This window comes from Fictibacillus sp. b24, assembly GCF_030348825.1.
GTDB lineage: Bacteria > Bacillota > Bacilli > Bacillales > Fictibacillaceae > Fictibacillus.
In genome coordinates this window covers 1887311-1905609 of record NZ_JAUCES010000005.1, presented here as the reverse complement: position 1 = coordinate 1905609, position 18299 = coordinate 1887311, and the positions used below count along the sequence as shown (strand labels likewise).

13 protein-coding genes are annotated in these 18299 nt (G+C 38.7%); 12 read left to right on the top strand and 1 reads right to left on the bottom strand.

Going from position 1 to position 18299, the window contains the following annotated elements; translation table 11 throughout:
- Positions 1 to 80: 80 nt before the first annotated feature.
- From QUF49_RS09780 to QUF49_RS09760, 5 genes are all read left to right on the top strand, one after another.
- Complete coding sequence (locus QUF49_RS09780) at positions 81 to 1604, top strand: FAD-dependent oxidoreductase (protein WP_425590495.1); 1524 nt, start codon at positions 81 to 83, stop codon at positions 1602 to 1604.
- 375 nt (positions 1605 to 1979) lie between these two features.
- Positions 1980 to 3719 carry an ABC transporter ATP-binding protein gene (locus tag QUF49_RS09775; RefSeq protein ID WP_289495476.1) on the top strand — a complete coding sequence of 580 codons (1740 nt, stop codon included), beginning with the start codon at positions 1980 to 1982 and terminating at the stop codon, positions 3717 to 3719.
- Positions 3716 to 5494, top strand: coding sequence for an ABC transporter ATP-binding protein (locus QUF49_RS09770; RefSeq protein WP_289495475.1), 1779 nt, complete (start codon positions 3716 to 3718; stop codon positions 5492 to 5494). The genes QUF49_RS09775 and QUF49_RS09770 overlap by 4 nt, the downstream gene beginning before the upstream one ends.
- A 99-nt stretch (positions 5495 to 5593) precedes the next feature.
- A complete protein-coding gene (locus QUF49_RS09765) occupies positions 5594 to 6349 on the top strand; it encodes a TspO/MBR family protein (protein WP_289495474.1) in 756 nt (251 codons plus the stop codon).
- A gap of 375 nt (positions 6350 to 6724) precedes the next feature.
- Positions 6725 to 7162: a hypothetical protein gene (locus QUF49_RS09760; protein WP_289495473.1), complete on the top strand. Its 438-nt coding sequence runs from the start codon at positions 6725 to 6727 to the stop codon at positions 7160 to 7162.
- Positions 7163 to 7210: 48 nt separating this feature from the next.
- Here QUF49_RS09760 and QUF49_RS09755 read toward each other — a convergent pair whose 3' ends face one another.
- A complete protein-coding gene (locus QUF49_RS09755) occupies positions 7211 to 8539 on the bottom strand; it encodes an oligosaccharide flippase family protein (protein WP_289495472.1) in 1329 nt (442 codons plus the stop codon).
- 128 nt (positions 8540 to 8667) lie between these two features.
- Between QUF49_RS09755 and QUF49_RS09750 the strand changes: the two genes are divergently transcribed.
- From QUF49_RS09750 to QUF49_RS09720, 7 genes are all read left to right on the top strand, one after another.
- Positions 8668 to 9945 carry a M24 family metallopeptidase gene (locus QUF49_RS09750; protein ID WP_289495471.1) on the top strand — a complete coding sequence of 426 codons (1278 nt, stop codon included), beginning with the start codon at positions 8668 to 8670 and terminating at the stop codon, positions 9943 to 9945.
- Between the two features lie 82 nt (positions 9946 to 10027).
- Positions 10028 to 10525, top strand: coding sequence for a hypothetical protein (locus tag QUF49_RS09745; protein ID WP_289495470.1), 498 nt, complete (start codon positions 10028 to 10030; stop codon positions 10523 to 10525).
- Positions 10526 to 10796: 271 nt separating this feature from the next.
- Positions 10797 to 12002 carry a GTP-binding protein gene (locus QUF49_RS09740; protein ID WP_289495469.1) on the top strand — a complete coding sequence of 402 codons (1206 nt, stop codon included), beginning with the start codon at positions 10797 to 10799 and terminating at the stop codon, positions 12000 to 12002.
- Positions 12003 to 12299: 297 nt separating this feature from the next.
- Positions 12300 to 13040 carry a CBS domain-containing protein gene (locus tag QUF49_RS09735; RefSeq protein ID WP_289495468.1) on the top strand — a complete coding sequence of 247 codons (741 nt, stop codon included), beginning with the start codon at positions 12300 to 12302 and terminating at the stop codon, positions 13038 to 13040.
- A 440-nt stretch (positions 13041 to 13480) separates the two neighbouring features.
- Positions 13481 to 16435: a formate dehydrogenase subunit alpha gene (gene fdhF, locus QUF49_RS09730; protein WP_289495467.1), complete on the top strand. Its 2955-nt coding sequence runs from the start codon at positions 13481 to 13483 to the stop codon at positions 16433 to 16435.
- Complete coding sequence (locus tag QUF49_RS09725; RefSeq protein WP_289495466.1) at positions 16428 to 16973, top strand: DUF1641 domain-containing protein; 546 nt, start codon at positions 16428 to 16430, stop codon at positions 16971 to 16973. Before fdhF ends, QUF49_RS09725 begins: the two co-directional genes overlap by 8 nt.
- Before the next feature lie 23 nt (positions 16974 to 16996).
- Positions 16997 to 18256: an L-lactate MFS transporter gene (locus QUF49_RS09720; protein WP_289495465.1), complete on the top strand. Its 1260-nt coding sequence runs from the start codon at positions 16997 to 16999 to the stop codon at positions 18254 to 18256.
- Positions 18257 to 18299: the final 43 nt, after the last annotated feature.

Here is an 18299-nt window from a genome sequence, read left to right as displayed (position 1 = left end):
TGCACACTTTGAGTATGGGTAATAATGGTTGTATAACGTGTATTAACAGGAGGTATTTTGTGAGTAACTACGAATATAATATGCCCCAGTTCCCAGAACCGATTTGGAGACAAAACGTAAACCTGCCGACATACTCCTCATTAAGCGGAGATCATGAGTCAGAAGTTGTTGTTGTTGGTGGTGGAATAAGTGGAATCACAACTGCATTACTACTTGCAAAAGAAGGGAAGCAAGTAACCTTAATAGAAGCAGGAAAAATTATAAACGGTACAACTGGCCATACAACAGCGAAAATTACTTCTCAGCATGATATCATTTATGATCGTTTGATTTCGCATTTAGGATTAGAACGAGCTTCTCAATATTATCGTTCTAACGAATTCGCAGGACAATTGATTCATGACCTTGTTAAAGAACATAACATTCATTGCAATTATGAACCACATGACGCCTATCTTTTTGCTAACACAGATCAAGGTGTCAAAAAGCTGAATAGTGAAGCTGAGGCTTATGAAAGATTAGACATTGATGGAGAACTGGTGGACCAGCTCCCATTTAATATTCCTCATAAAAAAGCACTCGTTATGAGGAATCAAGCACACTTTCATCCGATCAAATATTTGACCGGACTTTTAAAAGAGATGGAATCACTCGGTGTCACTATTTTTGAAAACACGACAGCTGAGGATATTACAGAAGATAAAGAAGACAAAAAAGCAGTGGTTCTGACAAGCGAGGGACATAAGGTAAAAGGAGATTATGTAGTATGCTGCACACATTTTCCGTTCTTCGATGGTTTAGGATTTTATTTTACAAGAATGATGGCGGATCGTTCATACGTATTAGCTGTAAAAACGAAAGATGAATTCCCACAAGGGATGTATATGGGTGTTGACGAAACTTCATTTTCTTATCGATCTATACTGCAAGATGGCGAAAAGATCGTGCTTCTGAGTGGAGAAAGTCATCAAACAGGACAGGGCATTCCAACTCATCAGCATTATGAAGCATTGTTAAAGGAAGCTAAAAAATCACTGAATCTGGATAGAGTGTTGTACCGGTGGTCTGCACAAGATTTGATCACACTTGACAAAGTTCCGTTTATTGGAAAACTGACTCACAAACATGACCGTATTTTTGTTGCTACAGGATATAAGAAATGGGGAATGACAACTGGAACACTCGCCGCACTAATCATAAGAGATTCCATCCTAGGCAAGGAAAATGAGTTTGCTGACCTGTATAAGCCGCAGCGGTTCCAGGCTGATCCGTCTGATATTAAACAGTTTGTCAAAGAAAACGCAGATGTTGCAAAACATTTTGTATCAGGGAAATTAGACAAACCGGCTAAACATCCAAGAAGCCTTAAGAAAGATGAAGGATGCGCGGTAACTCTTGATGGTGAAAGATGCGGTGCGTATCGTGATAAAAATGGGGAACTTCATATTGTGGATACGACCTGTACGCATCTAGGCTGTGAAACCGAGTGGAATAGCGGTGACAGAACATGGGATTGTCCATGTCATGGATCTCGTTTTTCATATGAAGGAGCCGTTGTTGAAGGACCCGCCAAAAAGCCGCTAAAACGGATTGAATTACCATAAATTAAATAATTAAAATGACTCATACAGAAGTGGTAGAGCCTGTATGGGTCATTTTTTTGCGTTTAGAAATTAGATTTTGTCAAAAATCAGATAAATTAATATTAATGTGAATATATTTGAATTAACGAGAAATTAATGGATTCATTACTAACGTATAATTCCTTTTTATTCAAATAGATCTTTATTTCATTATTAGAATGGATTGTAGTGTTAGGTGCCAGTCGACAATTAGGACGAGCGATTAGGTTAAAACAGCATAGATTATAAAACAAGATATTTTTCTTATATTTTCAAAAAAATAACAAGTAAAAATAATGATAATTTTTTGAATTTGGTATAAAATAAAGTGCTTGAAAGCGAGAGGGGGAACTATATATGAAGCTTTTAAGAGAGACACTAAAGCACTTTAAGCCTTATTGGAGGGGGCTAACTCTAGCTTTTATCTGTTCTTTAATCGGTGGAGCTTTTACCGTTATACCACCTATTTTAGCAGGTAAGCTTGTGGATGAAATACTTCCGAATGAAATGACCGATATGATCGGATGGTTAGTCGCAGGAGTTTTATTTTCGTTTTTATTTAAAGTCGTTTTTGAATCACTTCAGGAATTTATCCAAATTCAAATTGGTTTGGATGTCATTACGGATATGCAGATGCGAGCATTTGGACGTTTGCATAAAACACCGATGTCATTTTTCACGAACACGCCTCGCGGAGATATGCTCTATCGTCTTACTCATGATGTTGAGGCCGTGCAGAATTTAAACAACACGGTAGTACCTCGTTTCGTTCAGCAAGTAGTTAGTGCTGTTGCTGCGTTCATTGCTGTTTTTGCGCTTTATTGGCCAGTAGCGATCGTGATGTTCTGTGTGTTCGCAATCTATCTGTATCCATCATTTAAACTTGGAACAACTATGAGAAAAATGAGTGCTGTTCAGCGTGATATGCGTGCAGACATCTATCATCACCTTCAAGAAAGCATCGAATCAACGAGACTAGTTCGCACATTTCAAACACAAGAACGGGAAATACATACACAGGATAAAAAGCTCACAGATTGGAAGAATTACTCTATTCGTGCAGCTTTAATAGGAAAAGTGAACTGGCGTCTTGGCAACTTATTCAATATTGCAACACCAGGTGTCATCATGCTGGTCGGGGGGATTGCGGTTTGGAACAACACCATCACAGTCGGTACTCTTGTGGCTTGTCTTGGCTTTATCCCGACGATGTTTTTTCCAATTCGTTCTTTAGCTGAAAATGCACTTATCATTCAGCAAGCCATTCCAGCTCTGCAAAGAATCTATGAATATTTCGATCTGCCGGTAGAACATGAGGATCATCTTCCTAAGATGCAGCCAATACGAGGAGATATCGATGTTAATAATGTTTGGTTCCGTTATCCAGGCAATGAAGAATATGTCCTAAAAGGTGTGTCTTTGAATATGAAGGCTGGTCAGCATATTGGAATCGTTGGAACTAGCGGTGGCGGAAAATCAACGCTTATTCAATTGCTTCTCGGTCTGTATGAACCAGAAGCAGGTTCCATCCAGGTGGATCAGCAAAACTTGTTTAATTTTAACCGCAACTCTTTCCGGCAGCAGGTAGGAGTCGTATCACAAGAAACCTTCCTATTAAATAACACTTTGAGAATGAACTTATTGTATGGAAGAAAAAATGCAACACAGAAAGACTTAGATGCTGCGTGCGAAGCATCAGGACTTACTGAATTTATAAAAGAATTGCCAGAGGGTTATGAAACGATTGTCGGAGAACGCGGTCTAAAATTATCAGGTGGACAAAGACAGCGTGTTGCACTGGCAAGAGCTATTCTTCGCCATCCTGCACTATTAATCTTTGATGAGGCAACATCATCACTGGATGGAGAAACAGAAGAACGTGTTCAAGCTGCATTAGAAGATCTGATTCCTGGCAGAACAACAATAACCATTGCTCACAGACTAATAACGGTGAGAGATGCTGATCAGATCATCCTTCTAGATAAAGGAGTAGTCGCTGAAGTAGGTACTCATGATGAACTTCTTGCCCAAAGAGGTCAATATTACGAACTTTATATGGCGCAATACAGTGAATTAGAAAAGGAGAGAGCGATATGAGCCAAACTGCTATGAAACAAAAGAATCGTGATGGCAGACGCGTTCTTGCCTTTTTAAAACCGCATAAGAACTGGGTTTTCGCTGATGCTTTCGTCATTGCGATCTCCCAGGTATTCTCTGCTCTCATTCCAACCCTTGCGTTAGGATGGCTAGTGGATACAATACTACCTGGTGAATCGAATAAACTTCTATGGGGATTAATGTGGCTTCTTATCTTTGCAGCGGTAATGGATCTAATTTTAATGGTAATCGATGAATATTTTTGTCACCAAGTGGCCAAAACCGTAACAAACTGGCAAAAGTTAAGGCTATTTAAACATTTGCAAATTTTACCTTTCTCTTTTTATCAAAACAACCAGTCTGGTGAAATGATGGCACGTGTTTCTGATGATCCTGATACGCTTCATAACTTCCTTGCTTGGGAAGGTTCAACTTTTATGGCATCCGTTCAAGGAGTAATACTTTATAGCATTGTTTTACTTTGGATTCATCCCTTTTTGATGATAACGAGTGTCGTGTTAGGGGTCATCTTTTACTTAACGTCTAATGCTGTTGGACAAAGAACGCGTCAAGCATCAGCAAATGCCAGAAAAGAAGCGTCACGTTATCTCGAAAGACTTCGCGAATCCGTAACAGGCATACACCTTTCAAGAGTCTTAGGAGTTTCTGACGGCGAAGTATCCAGTGTTGCTGAAATTCGTAAATCTTTTATTAAAGAATCTCGATATGAATTAAAAGCAAGAATGCAATCCATAGTGGTTATTGGAAGCTACAATGGACTTGCACTAGCTGTCGTTTATGGACTTAGCGCTTATCTTATTTGGAACAATAAACTGACAACAGGAGAAATGCTGACTGCAGCGGGGCTTGTAGCTATTGCAGCAAACGAAATGCAAAGAATGTTAAGAAACTGGCTTTCTGTTAGAAGAACAGGACCTGCTTTGGATCGCTCTGAGCTTTTATTGAGCCAAAAAACATCAAGTGCTGAAACAGAAAAAGGAATGATTTTACCAGAAATAGAAGGTTCTATCGAATTAAGAGACGTGGCATTTGGTTATCCGGAAAAAGATGAAAAAGTTCTGAAAGGCTTATCATTTTCGGTTCAGCCAGGAGAAGCTATAGCACTTGTAGGACCGAGTGGATCAGGTAAGTCAACTATCGTTGATTTGCTGCTTCGACTCTATGAACCTGAAAAAGGAGCAATCTTCATAGACGGAAAAGATCTGTCTTCCATTGATGCAGGATGGCTGCGATCACAAATCGCAATCGTTTCACAAGACGTGCAGCTTCGCAACGGATCGCTTGCTGATAACTTGCGAATTGCTAAACCAGAAGCATCTGATGAGGAATTACTTAAAGCGCTTGAAGACAGCGGACTCGGTGAATTCGTTCAGTCACTTCCTGATGGTCTTAATACTCTTGTTGGAGAAAGAGGCAGTTTATTATCTGGCGGTCAAAAGCAAAGACTATCTTTAGCAAGGGCACTAGTAAAAGACGCTGCGATCCTTGTTCTTGATGAAGCAAGTTCTGCTCTAGACCCCATCACTGAAGTTCAAGTGAATGAAGCCATCAATAAAAGAAAATCGAAACAGACGGTATTTATTATCTCTCACAGACTATCCACCGTTTTAGCTGCGAATCGAATCATCGTGATCGAAAATGGGAAAATGATTGAGCAAGGTAAACACGAAGAATTGCTGCAGTCTGAAAATGGTGTATACAGCCGGCTGTTTAAGCGCGAAGCAGATATTGGAACACAAGCGTTCAGCAGTTAATCCTTTCGAGGCAATCTGACTTTAGGTTGCCTTTTTTTCATAAATTATCTCTGACTTGGGTATATATGAAACAAGGTATCCAAAAGGAGGTAATAACAAATGTCTGCAAAAATTAGAGCTTACCTGAATGTTCTAGCACTCGCAGCAGTAATCTTGGTAAATTATCTAGCAAACGCACTGCCGATAAACGGCAACACAACAGGTGAACTATCTGCAAAATATAACGTACTTATCACTCCCGCAGGATATGTGTTTTCCATATGGGGACTGATTTATTTGCTCCTAGGTCTTTGGGTAATCTATCAAGCGATTCCAAAGAATCAAAATAAACCCGTATTCCAAAGCATCGGTTTATGGTTTGTGCTCAACTGTATCCTTAATTGCACTTGGATTTTTGTTTGGCATTATGAGCAACTTGGCTTATCTTTACTCGTTATGATCGGCTTATTATTATCTCTGATCATCATTTATACTAGTATCCAAAAACAAGAAGACAAATCCGCTTTTATTAGACTGCCATTTTCAATTTATTTAGGATGGATAAGCGTTGCAACTATCGTAAATACTGCAGTAGTTTTAAAATACAGCGGATGGAACGGTTTTGGTCTTTCATCTGTCACGTGGACGATTATCATGCTTTTTGTCGGAACATTGTTAGCGATCATTTTCACAATACAAAACAGGGATTTAGTTTATCCACTCGTATTCGTATGGGCTTATATTGGAATCGGTGTAAGACATATGGGGAAAATCGACGTTCTTTCCAATACAAGCTTTGCATTAGCAGCTATGATTTTTTTAATCGTAATTTGGAGAGCGATCAAACACCAAAGCAGCATAGAGACGATGAAATGATGTGATGATTGTGTTTTGTTAATTAGGAATTTCTTCATAAGGAAATCTCCTACACACTAGCTTTAAAACTTCCTGGCAGAAGAACGAGTGAGCATTCTTAACTCTTTGTCAGCAGAAAGATTATGGATTTCTACTTCTAGTGCATATTTGAAATTTGCCTCCGTGAGCAGGGTTGATTGGAGCGCAAGGTGCGAGACTCCTGGGGGATCAGCGGGACAGGTGAGACACCTAAGAGCGAAGCGCCGAGGTGGCTCACCGCACGCCCCCCGGAAAGCGAGCACCTGGAGCGGAAATCAACCACTTTCAAGAGCAACGAAGTTAACAAAAACAGCCCTTAAATTACTCAAGACTTATATCTAAGAGGAGAATGAAACAATGGTTAAATTATCAATGCCGGTTGGCTTATTGATGGAATCAGCTATCGCTGGTGGAGTCACTGGGGAACGTTTAATAGAAGTAATCAAAACGAAGAACATTGAAGCACTTCGACACATAGGAAAAGAAGAGTCTAGCTGGGCTTACTTGTTTGAATTTGCAGAACAAAACTGGGATACCGTTGTTTCGGCAATACAAAATGGATATACGTTCAAATTCATCACTATTCGAGGATTGCTAAACTTGATAAAAACCAAGTATTCGTTAATTGAAACCGAAGACTTTTTGATGACTGATTTCGGCATAGATTTAAACCTTAAAGACGAGCAATTGGACTTTCTGCGATCTCGTATTCCTAATCAGTGGAATTTCACAAAACAAGAAAACGATAAATATAACATTCACGCTGCATTATCACAGCCAACACAAGTGGTATAAGAAAAAAGCGTCTTAGAGGCAGTAGTGTTTCCTCTTAAGACGCTTTTTTTATTCTTGAAAATGATTTATTGGCCTCAAGAATGTATTGATTCCGATTGCTTTACACACTGAAAAATAATGAAGAAGCATCAACAGAACCGAACCGGCGTTCATTCCAATGATAATTCCGTGCATACCAAACGAAGGCTGTGACCCCAGAGTATACATTAGAGCAAATGACAGAGTTGTCGCCCACACCGATTGAATAAATGCGGTCTTAATTAATCCTAGCCCGATTAAATAAGCTTGGAGCGGTATAAGAAAAAAAGTAAATAAAAAGCTAGGCCATAACAATTCTAGGTAAGTAGCTGCTGAAAGAGAATGAAAGAACGTGACAGTTAACTTTTCTGAGAATAGAAGAAAAATCGTAACGGCAGGAAAACCATATAACGCTGTAATCCCCATAACGCGAATCAGCAGCATTTTAAGTTTCTCCACATCTTTTTTTGCCGTTGCTTCTGAAACCGTCGGAATTAAGACGACTAATAGTGAATGAGCAATGAAAGCTGGGAAGAAACCGATTGTAATAGCAACTCCTGCTAACAAACCGAACTGTTCTGTTGCAGCTGCATCAGAAAGGCCTGTCATGGAGAGGGAGTACTTTATTAGAAAAGGTTGAACAGCGTTAGTAACGGCATGAAATAAACGTAAACCCGTCGTTGGTATTGTAACTGCCATAAGACTCTTGGTTACTTCTCCAGAACTTAAATGTTCATTCGTGTGTGACTGCATTCTCCTGTATTGAACGAGATAAGCTGTAAAAAGATAAAGAAAAACTACAAGTTCACTTCCAACGAAAGTAGCCAATGCTACAAGAATTGCGGTTTCTTTATCGAAAGAAAAGAGTTGATAGATCCCCGTTAACAAAATAAGCTGGGCAAGTTTTCGAAATAAATTTGAAAAAGCAAGTTTGCCCATTTGCTGTTTTCCCATAAAAAAACCTCTGGCGATTGAGGTAAGCGATATGAGAGGAATCAATAAGACCATCAACCACCTTACGAGAGGATGATAGTTATTGAATACAGGTATAAATGGAAGGATAATGACAGCTAGTACGATCATAGCAAGTGTAAGTAATAACGTTAATTTTGTAGCATGCTTTAACATGCTGTAATGTTGTTTGTCTTCTTTTTCGGCCACAAATTTTGAGATCGAAATAGGAAGTTCCAGACTTGCAATAATAATGATTAAGATGACAGTCGGAAAGATGGACATGTAATGTCCTAAGCCGAGTTCGCCTAGCTGCCTTGCTAAGACCATGTTTACGATAAACTCTAAGCTTTCACCTACTAATGCTGCTGCCGCTAAAAGTAATACTCCTCGAAAAAATATATTCATACATGGTGCATCTCCTTGTACACGTTGTCCTCCTATTCATATGCACTAAAAAATGAAACGAGACCTCAAAGGACTTTAAACTTAAAAAGAGAAAGATAAGAATATGGCATTGTAAGGAGAGAGTAGTGATGAAAATACATACAAAAGAAAATTCAGCTTATATAACAATAAAACCTTTAGCTGAACGTCAACGAATAATGGACGAATGGCTTTTAACAAGACTGAAGCAGTTATTGCCTGCTTTAATGAAGAAACATCAAACAGATATGTGGGTAACAATTGGAAAAGAATATCATGAAGATCCTATAGGCATAACCTTTTTCCCCTCAGCGATCGATAGCTCTAGAAGGCTGACGATTTTTGCCTTTGTAAAAGAAAAACAATCTGAAGTAATAAAAAGGTACGTGATTTCTTCTAATAAACAATTCGAACCTTTCTATAGCTGTTATCCCGCTCAAAAAGGGGAAGATTCATTCAGCGTCTTGAGAAAAATTATGGATATTTATCAACCTAATAACATTGCTGTAAATACATCTTCACATTACTCTTTCTGTGACGGATTAAGTCATTCTGTTTATAAGCAATTAAAAAGCTCGATCGGCAAAGCTCATTCATCTAACCTTGTATCTTCAGAAAACCTTAGTATTGATTGGCTGCAGACACGTATTTCAGCGGAGATCGAGACATACAAAGAATTAACAGAAATCACAAAGAAAATTGTTGAACAAACATTTTCTAATATACAAATAACTCCAAGTGTTACTTCTACACATGACATCGTCGCATGGATTAATCAGAGAGTATTAGACCTTGGATTAAGGACTTCCTTTTATCCAACAGTGGATATTCAACGAAGGGATGGATCTGCTGACAGAATAGAAGGAACGATATTGCAAGGTGACATTCTCCATTTAGATTTTGGCATCGAATATCTTGGTTTGTGTACAGACTTCCAACAATTAGCATATGTTTTAAAATCAGACGAATCGGAAGTTCCATTCGAATTAAAAAAAGCAATGAAGATTGCTAATTCGTTTGAAGATATTTTCTTTTCTGCATGTGAAGCTGGTATGACAGGTAACGATATCTTCCAAAGTGTTTTAAAAAAAGCAGCAGAACATGATATTTCTGCCATGCTTTATTCACACCCGATTGGATATCATTGTCACGGAGCCGGCCCTCTAATCGGATTATACGATAAACAAGAATCTATACCTGTAAGAGGAGATTTGCAGATTGAAGAAAATACATGCTACGCTTTGGAATTTAATATTAGACATTTTGTTCCTGAGTGGAACAAAGACATTCCAATCTATCTTGAAGAAACGGTATGTTTTAAGGACAATAAAATGCAATATTTGACGAATAGACAAAAAGAATTTTACCTCATTCATCCAAATTGTTAATAAGTAACATTTGAAATGTTTCACCGCCTCTAGTACAATGAGAAACTGTGTGTTTCAGCTTCTTGTATGAGGAGGAGATTTTGTGTTATTACTTGGGCAAGAACAAGAAAAGGAAACAAAACTTGATCGGAACGAACTTGAATTTCAGTTATTACGCATGCAGAACGACATGAAGCAAATTGCAAAAAATTATGACGTGATAGGTGTAGATCAAACAAAAGAAGATAATCTTGTTATTGTATATAAATCTGAGCAGCTTGATCAGTGCAAGATTATGATTAATGATTGTGAATCGAGATATGATGGCTGGGACTTTTCAATTGATGCTGTATACGAAGATGAAAATACGCTTCATATTGGGGATATCAAAGGACCTGCGAATAAAGGATACGGTTCCATCTGTATGCAATATTTAAAAGAAACGGCAACTGAAAAAAATATTCCCATCATAAAAGGTGATATTGCAGCAAGAGACTGGGGCCATGTTGAAAGACTCGTCCACTTTTATGAAAAGCATGATTTTGAAATTGAGCTGGATTCAGATAATAAGTGCGGAAAAATTGAATGGAAAGATTATTAAACAAAAGATGTGTATATAGATACGCGTCTTTTTTTTGTTCATTTCTGAGTAATCATTACACTATTCATAAAATAAACGAAGAAGCCTTTTGTTATGATCGAACTTTCCAATTAAATGATAATATACGATTATTCTATGTGTTCGCAGCGGCGATAAAAACAAAGCACTGCAAACCTGCTCATATACAGAGAGCAGGTTTTTTTTCGTTGACATATTAAACAAGGTGTTTTAAGATATAAATCGAAATGATTACGATTTAAAGGAGTTAAACATGATACATACACTTAAGAGAAGAGTACCTGTTACAGTATTAAGCGGTTATTTAGGAGCGGGAAAAACCACACTATTAAACCACGTTTTATCAAATAGGGACGGATTAAAAGTTGCCGTAATCGTTAATGACATGAGTGAGATCAATATAGATGCTTCACTAGTTAAGAACGAGACAAAGTTATCAAGAACAGACGAAAAGCTCGTTGAAATGACTAACGGCTGTATTTGCTGCACATTAAGGGAGGATCTCTTAATAGAAGTTGAACGTATCGTAAAAAATGGAGAAATTGACTATATTCTGATTGAATCTACTGGAATCAGTGAACCAATTCCTGTTGCACAAACTTTTACTTATTTAGATGAGGAATCAGGTGTTGATCTCGCTTCTTATTGTAAATTAGATACAATGGTCACAGTAGTTGACGGGAATCGTTTTTGGAACGACTTTGCTTCAGGAGAAAGTTTGTTAGATCGGAAAGAAGCTTTAGATGACCTCGACACAAGAGAAGTAGTAGACTTACTGATCGATCAGATTGAATTTTGTGATGTTCTTATTCTAAATAAATGTGATCTTTTAGAGGAGGATGATCGAGAAGAGCTAAAGAGAGTCCTAAAAAAACTACAGCCTCAAGCAAAATTAATTGAAACAGAATTCGGAAAAATCGAACCGAAAGAAATTCTTTCTACTGGCTTATTTGATTTTGAGCAAGCTAGTGAATCCGCTGGTTGGATGAAGGAACTCGAAAATGAACATATTCCTGAGACAGACGAGTATGGTATTTCCTCTTTTGTCTATCGAAAGAAAAGACCCTTTCACCCCGAAAGGCTATATAATTTTTTAGAAAATTGGCCATCAGAAATTGTTCGGGCAAAAGGTTTTATCTGGGTTGCCTCTAGAAATGATTGGGCTATACTCTTAAGCCAAGCAGGAACGAGTATCATTTTTCAGCCTGCTGGACAGTGGGTTGCAGCATTACCATTAAGTGAACAAGAAGAGCTGTTAGATGATGAAATGAATCAAAACCCAAACTGGGACAATGAATTTGGAGACCGAATTACAGAACTGGTTTTAATAGGTATTGATTATAATAAAGAAAAGATTATATTCGATTTAGATCAATGCCTTTTGAGTGATAAGGAGATGAGTGATCTTCAATGGGAAAACTTGAACGATCCATTACCCCTTTTCCCAGAAAGTGAATAACTGCAATAAAAACGAATCCAAGAATGGGTTCGTTTTTTGTTTAAGTTGTTTTCTAGAATATTGTGGCCGGCGGCGAGGAAGTCCACTTCGTTAATATTTTACTTGTATACGCAGGAGCACAAATGCTGTAATGAATGGAATGTCCATCTTCATGGTGGCCTACCGGAAAATGAGCATATTGAAACGAAAATCAACCACTTCCAAAAGCATCATATACGTGAAAACAATTTTGGTTTAATATGTGAACATTTAAGGGTAGTAAATGGGTAGTGCAGTATAAATAAGGGGAGATAAAGGATGACTGTTACTCACATAAAATCAAATAAACAAAACAGCTTATCGGAAAGATTTGAAATTTCCTTTAACCAGATCCACAAATGCTTAATAGACAAAGTAAAAGATACGAAAGATGACAGATTTAAAAACTTAGTAGAAACAGGCATGTCGAAACATTCTCTTATTCGTTCTTTTTATAATGAACTCATTCAGTTTGCTAAATTGAGGAACGCCATTGTTCATGAAAAGATAGATCATGATTATTACATTGCAGAACCTCATTTAGAAATCGTTGAGCGAATTGAAAAAATCGCAGGCTATTTTATGAAACCCGAAACGGCTTTAAATATTGCAACTAAGAAGGTGCAACATTTTAAAGAAAGTGACCGTCTTGAAGATGTGTTAAGCTGTATCAGAAAAACATCTTACTCTCGTTTTCCCATATATAATGAAAAAGGAGAGTACCTTTGGCTTTTAACAGCAACTTACCTTTTGAACTGGTTGACTGATCGCCTTGCTGATCAAGTAATTGACTTAAACAACGCAAAAATTTCAGACATTGCTGACAATGAAAATAAACAACTAGTTGCTTTTATTTCAAAAACCTCAAGTATTTTTAAAGCAGAAGAAATATTTGAGAACATCCATAGAGAAGGTAAAAAGCTTGAAGCCATCATTATCACCTTAAATGGAAGTGAAAATGAAAAGCCTTTAGGAATCGTAACCTCGTATGATCTTATTGAAATCGACTTAGATAACTAAGAGACTCCAATGAGGGAGGCTGCTGAAAAACCGGTTGAATTTTACCGGTTTTTTTTTAATCGAAACAAAGGCTTCGCATGAAAATTACTTGCGAAGTCTTTTTTTGCCCTTGCCTTATCTTTTTTAGTTCATTAACTTCAAAATTCTTTTTGATTTTTTCATACTTCTTGTAGGGATTGTAGAGGAAGGGCACTGACTCCTGCGGGACGAGTGGGGCAGGTGAGACCACTAAGGCCGTGTAGCGGCAGGGGGCTCACCGCCCGCCACGCGAAAAGCATGTAGCCTGGAGCGGAGATACCCGCATTCATTTTTTTAGAACCTTTTCAATGTCGTCTTCTGATTAGGACTTTTTGTTTAAGGAGATAACGATTAGGGAAACGAGAATTTGAGATGACTGAATGTTTTGTAAGTTAATTTCTTTATGAAAGGGTGAAGATCATTTGTCAGAGTTCACTATAAAAATTAATGGATCAGAAGCAAAAGCGATGAAAGATCAAACGATACTAAATTTACTCACTGATTCCCCTGATCAAGTTCCTCATGTTTGTTATCACCCTAGCCTTGGACCTATTGAAACTTGCGACACCTGTATCGTCAAAGTGAATGGAGAGTTTGTCAGAGCGTGTTCGACCAATTTAAAAGAAGGCGATGAAATTGATACAAATTCTGACGAAGTAAAAGAAGCCCAAGTTATAGGGATGGACCGAATCCTCTTTAACCATGAGCTTTATTGTACGGTTTGTGATTATAACAATGGTGGATGCGAAGTACATAATACGGTAAAAGAAATGAAGATTAACCATCAAAGCATCCCTTTTGACCATAAGCCATATGAAGTGGATAACTCTAATCCATTTTATAGATATGATCCTGATCAATGTATCTTATGCGGACGCTGTGTGGAGGCCTGTCAGGATGTTCAAGTAACAGAAACGCTCTCAATAGATTGGGAACGCGAAAGACCTCGAGTGATTTGGGACAAAGATGTTCCTATCAATGAATCTTCTTGTGTATCTTGCGGACATTGTTCAACAGTCTGCCCTTGTAATGCCATGATGGAGAAGGGCATGGAAGGTGAAGCAGGGTATATGACCGGGATCAACCGTGAGACTCTGCGCCCGATGATTGAGATAACGAAAAGTGTTGAAACTGGTTATGGATCCATATTAGCCATTTCAGACATGGAAGCGGCCATGAGAGAACAAAGAATCAAGAAAACGAAAACGGTCTGTACCTATTGCGGTGTCGGATGCAGCTTTGACGTTTGGACTAAAGGCAGAGAAATTCTAAAAGTAGATCCACAAATTGAGGCACCTGCAAACGGGATTTCAACTTGTATAAAAGGAAAATTCGGCTGGGATTTTGTTAATAGTGAAGAACGCTTAACAAAGCCATTAATCCGTGATGGAGACTTCTTTAGAGAAGCATCTTGGGATGAAGCATACAACCTAATCGCATCCAAGTTTACAGAGATTAAAGAGCAGTATGGGTCACAAGCATTAACATTTATTAGTTCATCTAAATGCACGAACGAAGAATCTTATTTGATGCAAAAATTAGCACGGGGAGTTATTGGAACTAACAATATTGATAACTGTTCACGCTACTGCCAGACCCCAGCCACCATGGGGCTGTTCCGTACTGTAGGACACGGGGGTGATTCTGGTTCAATTAAGGATATTGAAAAATCAGAACTCGTTATTGTAATTGGGTCGAACACATCAGAATCTCACCCTGTATTAGCAACACGTGTTAAGCGCTCTCATAAATTACACAACCAAAAACTAATTGTAGCTGACCTTAGAAAACATGAAATGGCTGATCGAGCCGATGTATTTATTCAACCACGTGCAGGATCTGATCTTGTGTGGCTTTCAGCAGTTACCAAATATATTTTAGATCAAGGCTGGGCTGATTACGAATTCTTGCAAAAACATGTTAACGGTTTAGACACGTTTAAAGAAAATCTTGAAAAGTTCACATTGGATTATGCTGAAAAAGCAACAGGACTTTCCAAAGATATCCTTATTCAATTAGCTGAAACGATCTCTCAATCAAAAAGTGTGTGTGTCCTTTGGGCGATGGGTGTTACACAGCATATGGGCGGAAGTGATACTAGTACAGCTATATCCAACATGCTATTAGTTACTGGAAATTATGGACGGCCAGGTGTAGGATCGTATCCGTTACGCGGACACAACAATGTTCAAGGAGCTAGTGATTTTGGAAGCATGCCAGATCGTCTTCCTTCTTATGAGAAAGTGGCTGACGAAAAGGTAAGATTCAAATATGAACAAGCATGGGGTGTGAAGATTCCTGAAGAACCAGGCCTTAACAATCACGAAATGGTTCAGGGAATACATGATGGAAATGTAAAAGCAATGTATTTAAAAGGAGAAGACATGGGAATTGTTGACTCAAACATCAACCACGTTCACGCTGCATACGAGAAACTAGACTTTTTTGTGGTTCAAGACTTGTTTTTAACAAGAACAGCTCAGTTTGCTGATGTCGTTCTTCCCGCTAGTCCAAGTCTTGAGAAGGAGGGCACATTCACGAACACGGAAAGAAGGATACAACGACTTTATCAGGTGATGGAACCACTAGGTGACTCCAAACCGGACTGGGAAATCATCCGCGACATTGCTAACCGACTGGGAGCCGGATGGGATTACACACATCCTAGTGACATTATGGCTGAAGCAGCTCAATTAGCACCGCTTTTTGCAGGGGTTTCTTACGAAAGATTAGAGGGATACAAAAGCCTTCAATGGCCTGTAGCAGAAGATGGCACAGATACTCCTATTCTTTTTACTGAAGGATTTCCATTTGAAGATAAAAAAGCCCGTTTGTTTCCGGTTGACTGGACACAGCCAAAGGAATTTGGAGAAGAATATGATATCCATGTAAATAATGGAAGATTATTAGAACACTTTCATGAAGGAAACATGACATATCAATCGAAGGGAATAACGTCAAAAACTCCAAATACTTTTTTAGAAGTCTCTCATGAACTAGCCATAGAAAGAGGACTGAAAGACGGTACGCTTGTGAGATTATCCTCTCCTTATGGAAGTGTTAAGGTTCATTGTTTGATAACTGATCGGGTAAAAGGAAAGGAGGTCTATCTCCCTATGAATGATAGTGGAGAAGCAGCTATCAATCTACTTACAAGCAGTTATTCTGATAAAGATACTGATACACCTGCATATAAAGAGACAAGTGCTAAACTAGAGATTTTAAAAGAAGAAGGTGTTAATCCACTTCCAAAGACAAACTACCGCTATGGCAATCCACAGCCGCAAGTGGGAGTTGGAGTTGAGAAAAAGTGGGCACGAAAGGATTATATCTTTCCAGGAGATGCTGTGAAAAAGGAGCGTAACCAACATGGCTAAGGCGATTAAGAACATTCATAAACTATCGATATCAGACGAAGAAAAACGTTCAAATGACCTGCGTGAGGTAGAAGATGCTCTCATCGAAAACAAGGCAGCCATTTTGCAGACACTGGAGATTATGAACCATATGCAAGACAAAGGGCTTCTCACACTTCTAAACGGGTTATTTGGTCAAGGAGATAAAGTACTAGATATTGCGGTTAAAACGATGGACAAGCCAGAAAACACCAATACAATGAAAAACCTTCTCTTGCTTCTTGGTACACTTGGCATGATCAATGTGAAGCAGCTTGAACCGTTCTTATTAAAGATCGATGCGGGAATTGCTCGAGTCGCAGAACACAAAGACACGGAAGAGAAAACCAGTTACTTTGATTTGGTTCGTTCATTAAAAGATCCAGAGATCAACAGAGCAGTCACGATACTCATGCAGTTTTTAAAAGGAATGGGACAAGAAACAGAGCCTTATGAAAAAACAACTCAAAATACGCCACAAAAACGTGTTAATCAAACTAAAGATAAAACGTTAGAGTAAATCCAACTAAAGGAGAAAAACGGATGGCTAAAAAAGTGAAGAACCGCTGGTTGATTGCTGCGGCAGCTGTAGGAATACACATTTCTATCGGATCCGTATATTCCTGGAGTGTATTTACAAATCCACTTCGGGAAGAACACAACTGGGGACTAAGTGAAATTTCATTAACATTTAGTATTGCGATTCTTTTTTTGGGACTTTCTGCAGCCTTTATGGGTCATTTTGTTGAAAGATTCGGTCCTAGAATTTCGGGAATGATAGCTTCGATCTGCTTTGGTGCCGGACTGATTGGAGCTGGGTTTGCTGATAGTATTGGTTCATTGTATATGCTTTACTTTTTCTATGGAGCTCTAGGAGGAATTGGACTTGGAATCGGCTATATCACACCTGTTTCCTCTCTTGTAAAATGGTTTCCTGACAGAAGAGGACTGGCAACTGGTCTCGCCATTATGGGGTTTGGTTTCGCTTCTCTTATAGCTAGTCCTGTTATTGCAAGACTCCTATCAAACATTGGAATCTCAAACACATTCTACTTATTAGGAGCTGTATACTTCACGATTATGTTTCTATCTTCTCTGTATCTTTCTCCGCCTCCAAAAGATTGGAAGCCAGAGGGAATGAGCGAAGAAAAGGTGAAGGACGAGAAACAAACAAAAGATCTTGCCCAATTAACCGCTAACGAAGCAGTTAGAACGATTCGTTTTTGGGCATTGTGGGCAATGCTTTTTATAAACGTGACATGCGGAATTGCTATTATTTCCGTAGCTTCACCTATGGCACAAGATATTGCTGGCTTAAGCGCTGCAGCTGCAGCAACTATGGTAGGCATTATGGGATTATTTAATGGTTTCGGTCGAATAGGATGGGCATCTGTGTCCGACTATATCGGTCGGCCAAATGTGTATACAACATTCTTTGCGCTGCAAACTGTAGCCTTTGTGTTGTTACCCAATGTTACTAACGCCTTTTTCTTTCAATTGTTAGTGTATGTCATCCTTACTTGTTATGGTGGTGGTTTCGCATCCATACCGGCTTATATCGGTGATCTATTTGGGACGAAGCAGCTCGGAGCTATTCACGGTTATATCCTAACAGCGTGGGCCGCAGCAGGTCTTGTCGGGCCGCTTGTTGTTTCATGGATACGCGAATCAACAAACAGCTATTCTTTAACGCTTTATATTTTCACAGGAGCATTTGTTATCGCACTTGCTATATCTTTACTTATTCGGATTAATATTCGCAACGTTCGAAAAGAGAGCAGCCAATCTCATGCTGCTAGTTAACGAGAACTTAAACAACCAACAGCATATGAGGCAGAGGGAAGAG

Excerpts from the sequence above, each read along its gene's own strand:
- QUF49_RS09780 (WP_425590495.1), top strand. The coding sequence starts at position 81 with ATGCCCCAGTTCCCAGAACCGATTTGGAGACAAAACGTAAACCTGCCG.
- QUF49_RS09775 (WP_289495476.1), top strand. The coding sequence starts at position 1,980 with ATGAAGCTTTTAAGAGAGACACTAAAGCACTTTAAGCCTTATTGGAGG.
- QUF49_RS09770 (WP_289495475.1), top strand. The coding sequence starts at position 3,716 with ATGAGCCAAACTGCTATGAAACAAAAGAATCGTGATGGCAGACGCGTT.
- QUF49_RS09765 (WP_289495474.1), top strand. The coding sequence starts at position 5,594 with ATGTCTGCAAAAATTAGAGCTTACCTGAATGTTCTAGCACTCGCAGCA.
- QUF49_RS09760 (WP_289495473.1), top strand. The coding sequence starts at position 6,725 with ATGGTTAAATTATCAATGCCGGTTGGCTTATTGATGGAATCAGCTATC.
- QUF49_RS09755 (WP_289495472.1), bottom strand. The coding sequence starts at position 8,539 with ATGAATATATTTTTTCGAGGAGTATTACTTTTAGCGGCAGCAGCATTA.
- QUF49_RS09750 (WP_289495471.1), top strand. The coding sequence starts at position 8,668 with ATGAAAATACATACAAAAGAAAATTCAGCTTATATAACAATAAAACCT.
- QUF49_RS09740 (WP_289495469.1), top strand. The coding sequence starts at position 10,797 with ATGATACATACACTTAAGAGAAGAGTACCTGTTACAGTATTAAGCGGT.
- QUF49_RS09735 (WP_289495468.1), top strand. The coding sequence starts at position 12,300 with ATGACTGTTACTCACATAAAATCAAATAAACAAAACAGCTTATCGGAA.
- QUF49_RS09725 (WP_289495466.1), top strand. The coding sequence starts at position 16,428 with ATGGCTAAGGCGATTAAGAACATTCATAAACTATCGATATCAGACGAA.
- QUF49_RS09720 (WP_289495465.1), top strand. The coding sequence starts at position 16,997 with ATGGCTAAAAAAGTGAAGAACCGCTGGTTGATTGCTGCGGCAGCTGTA.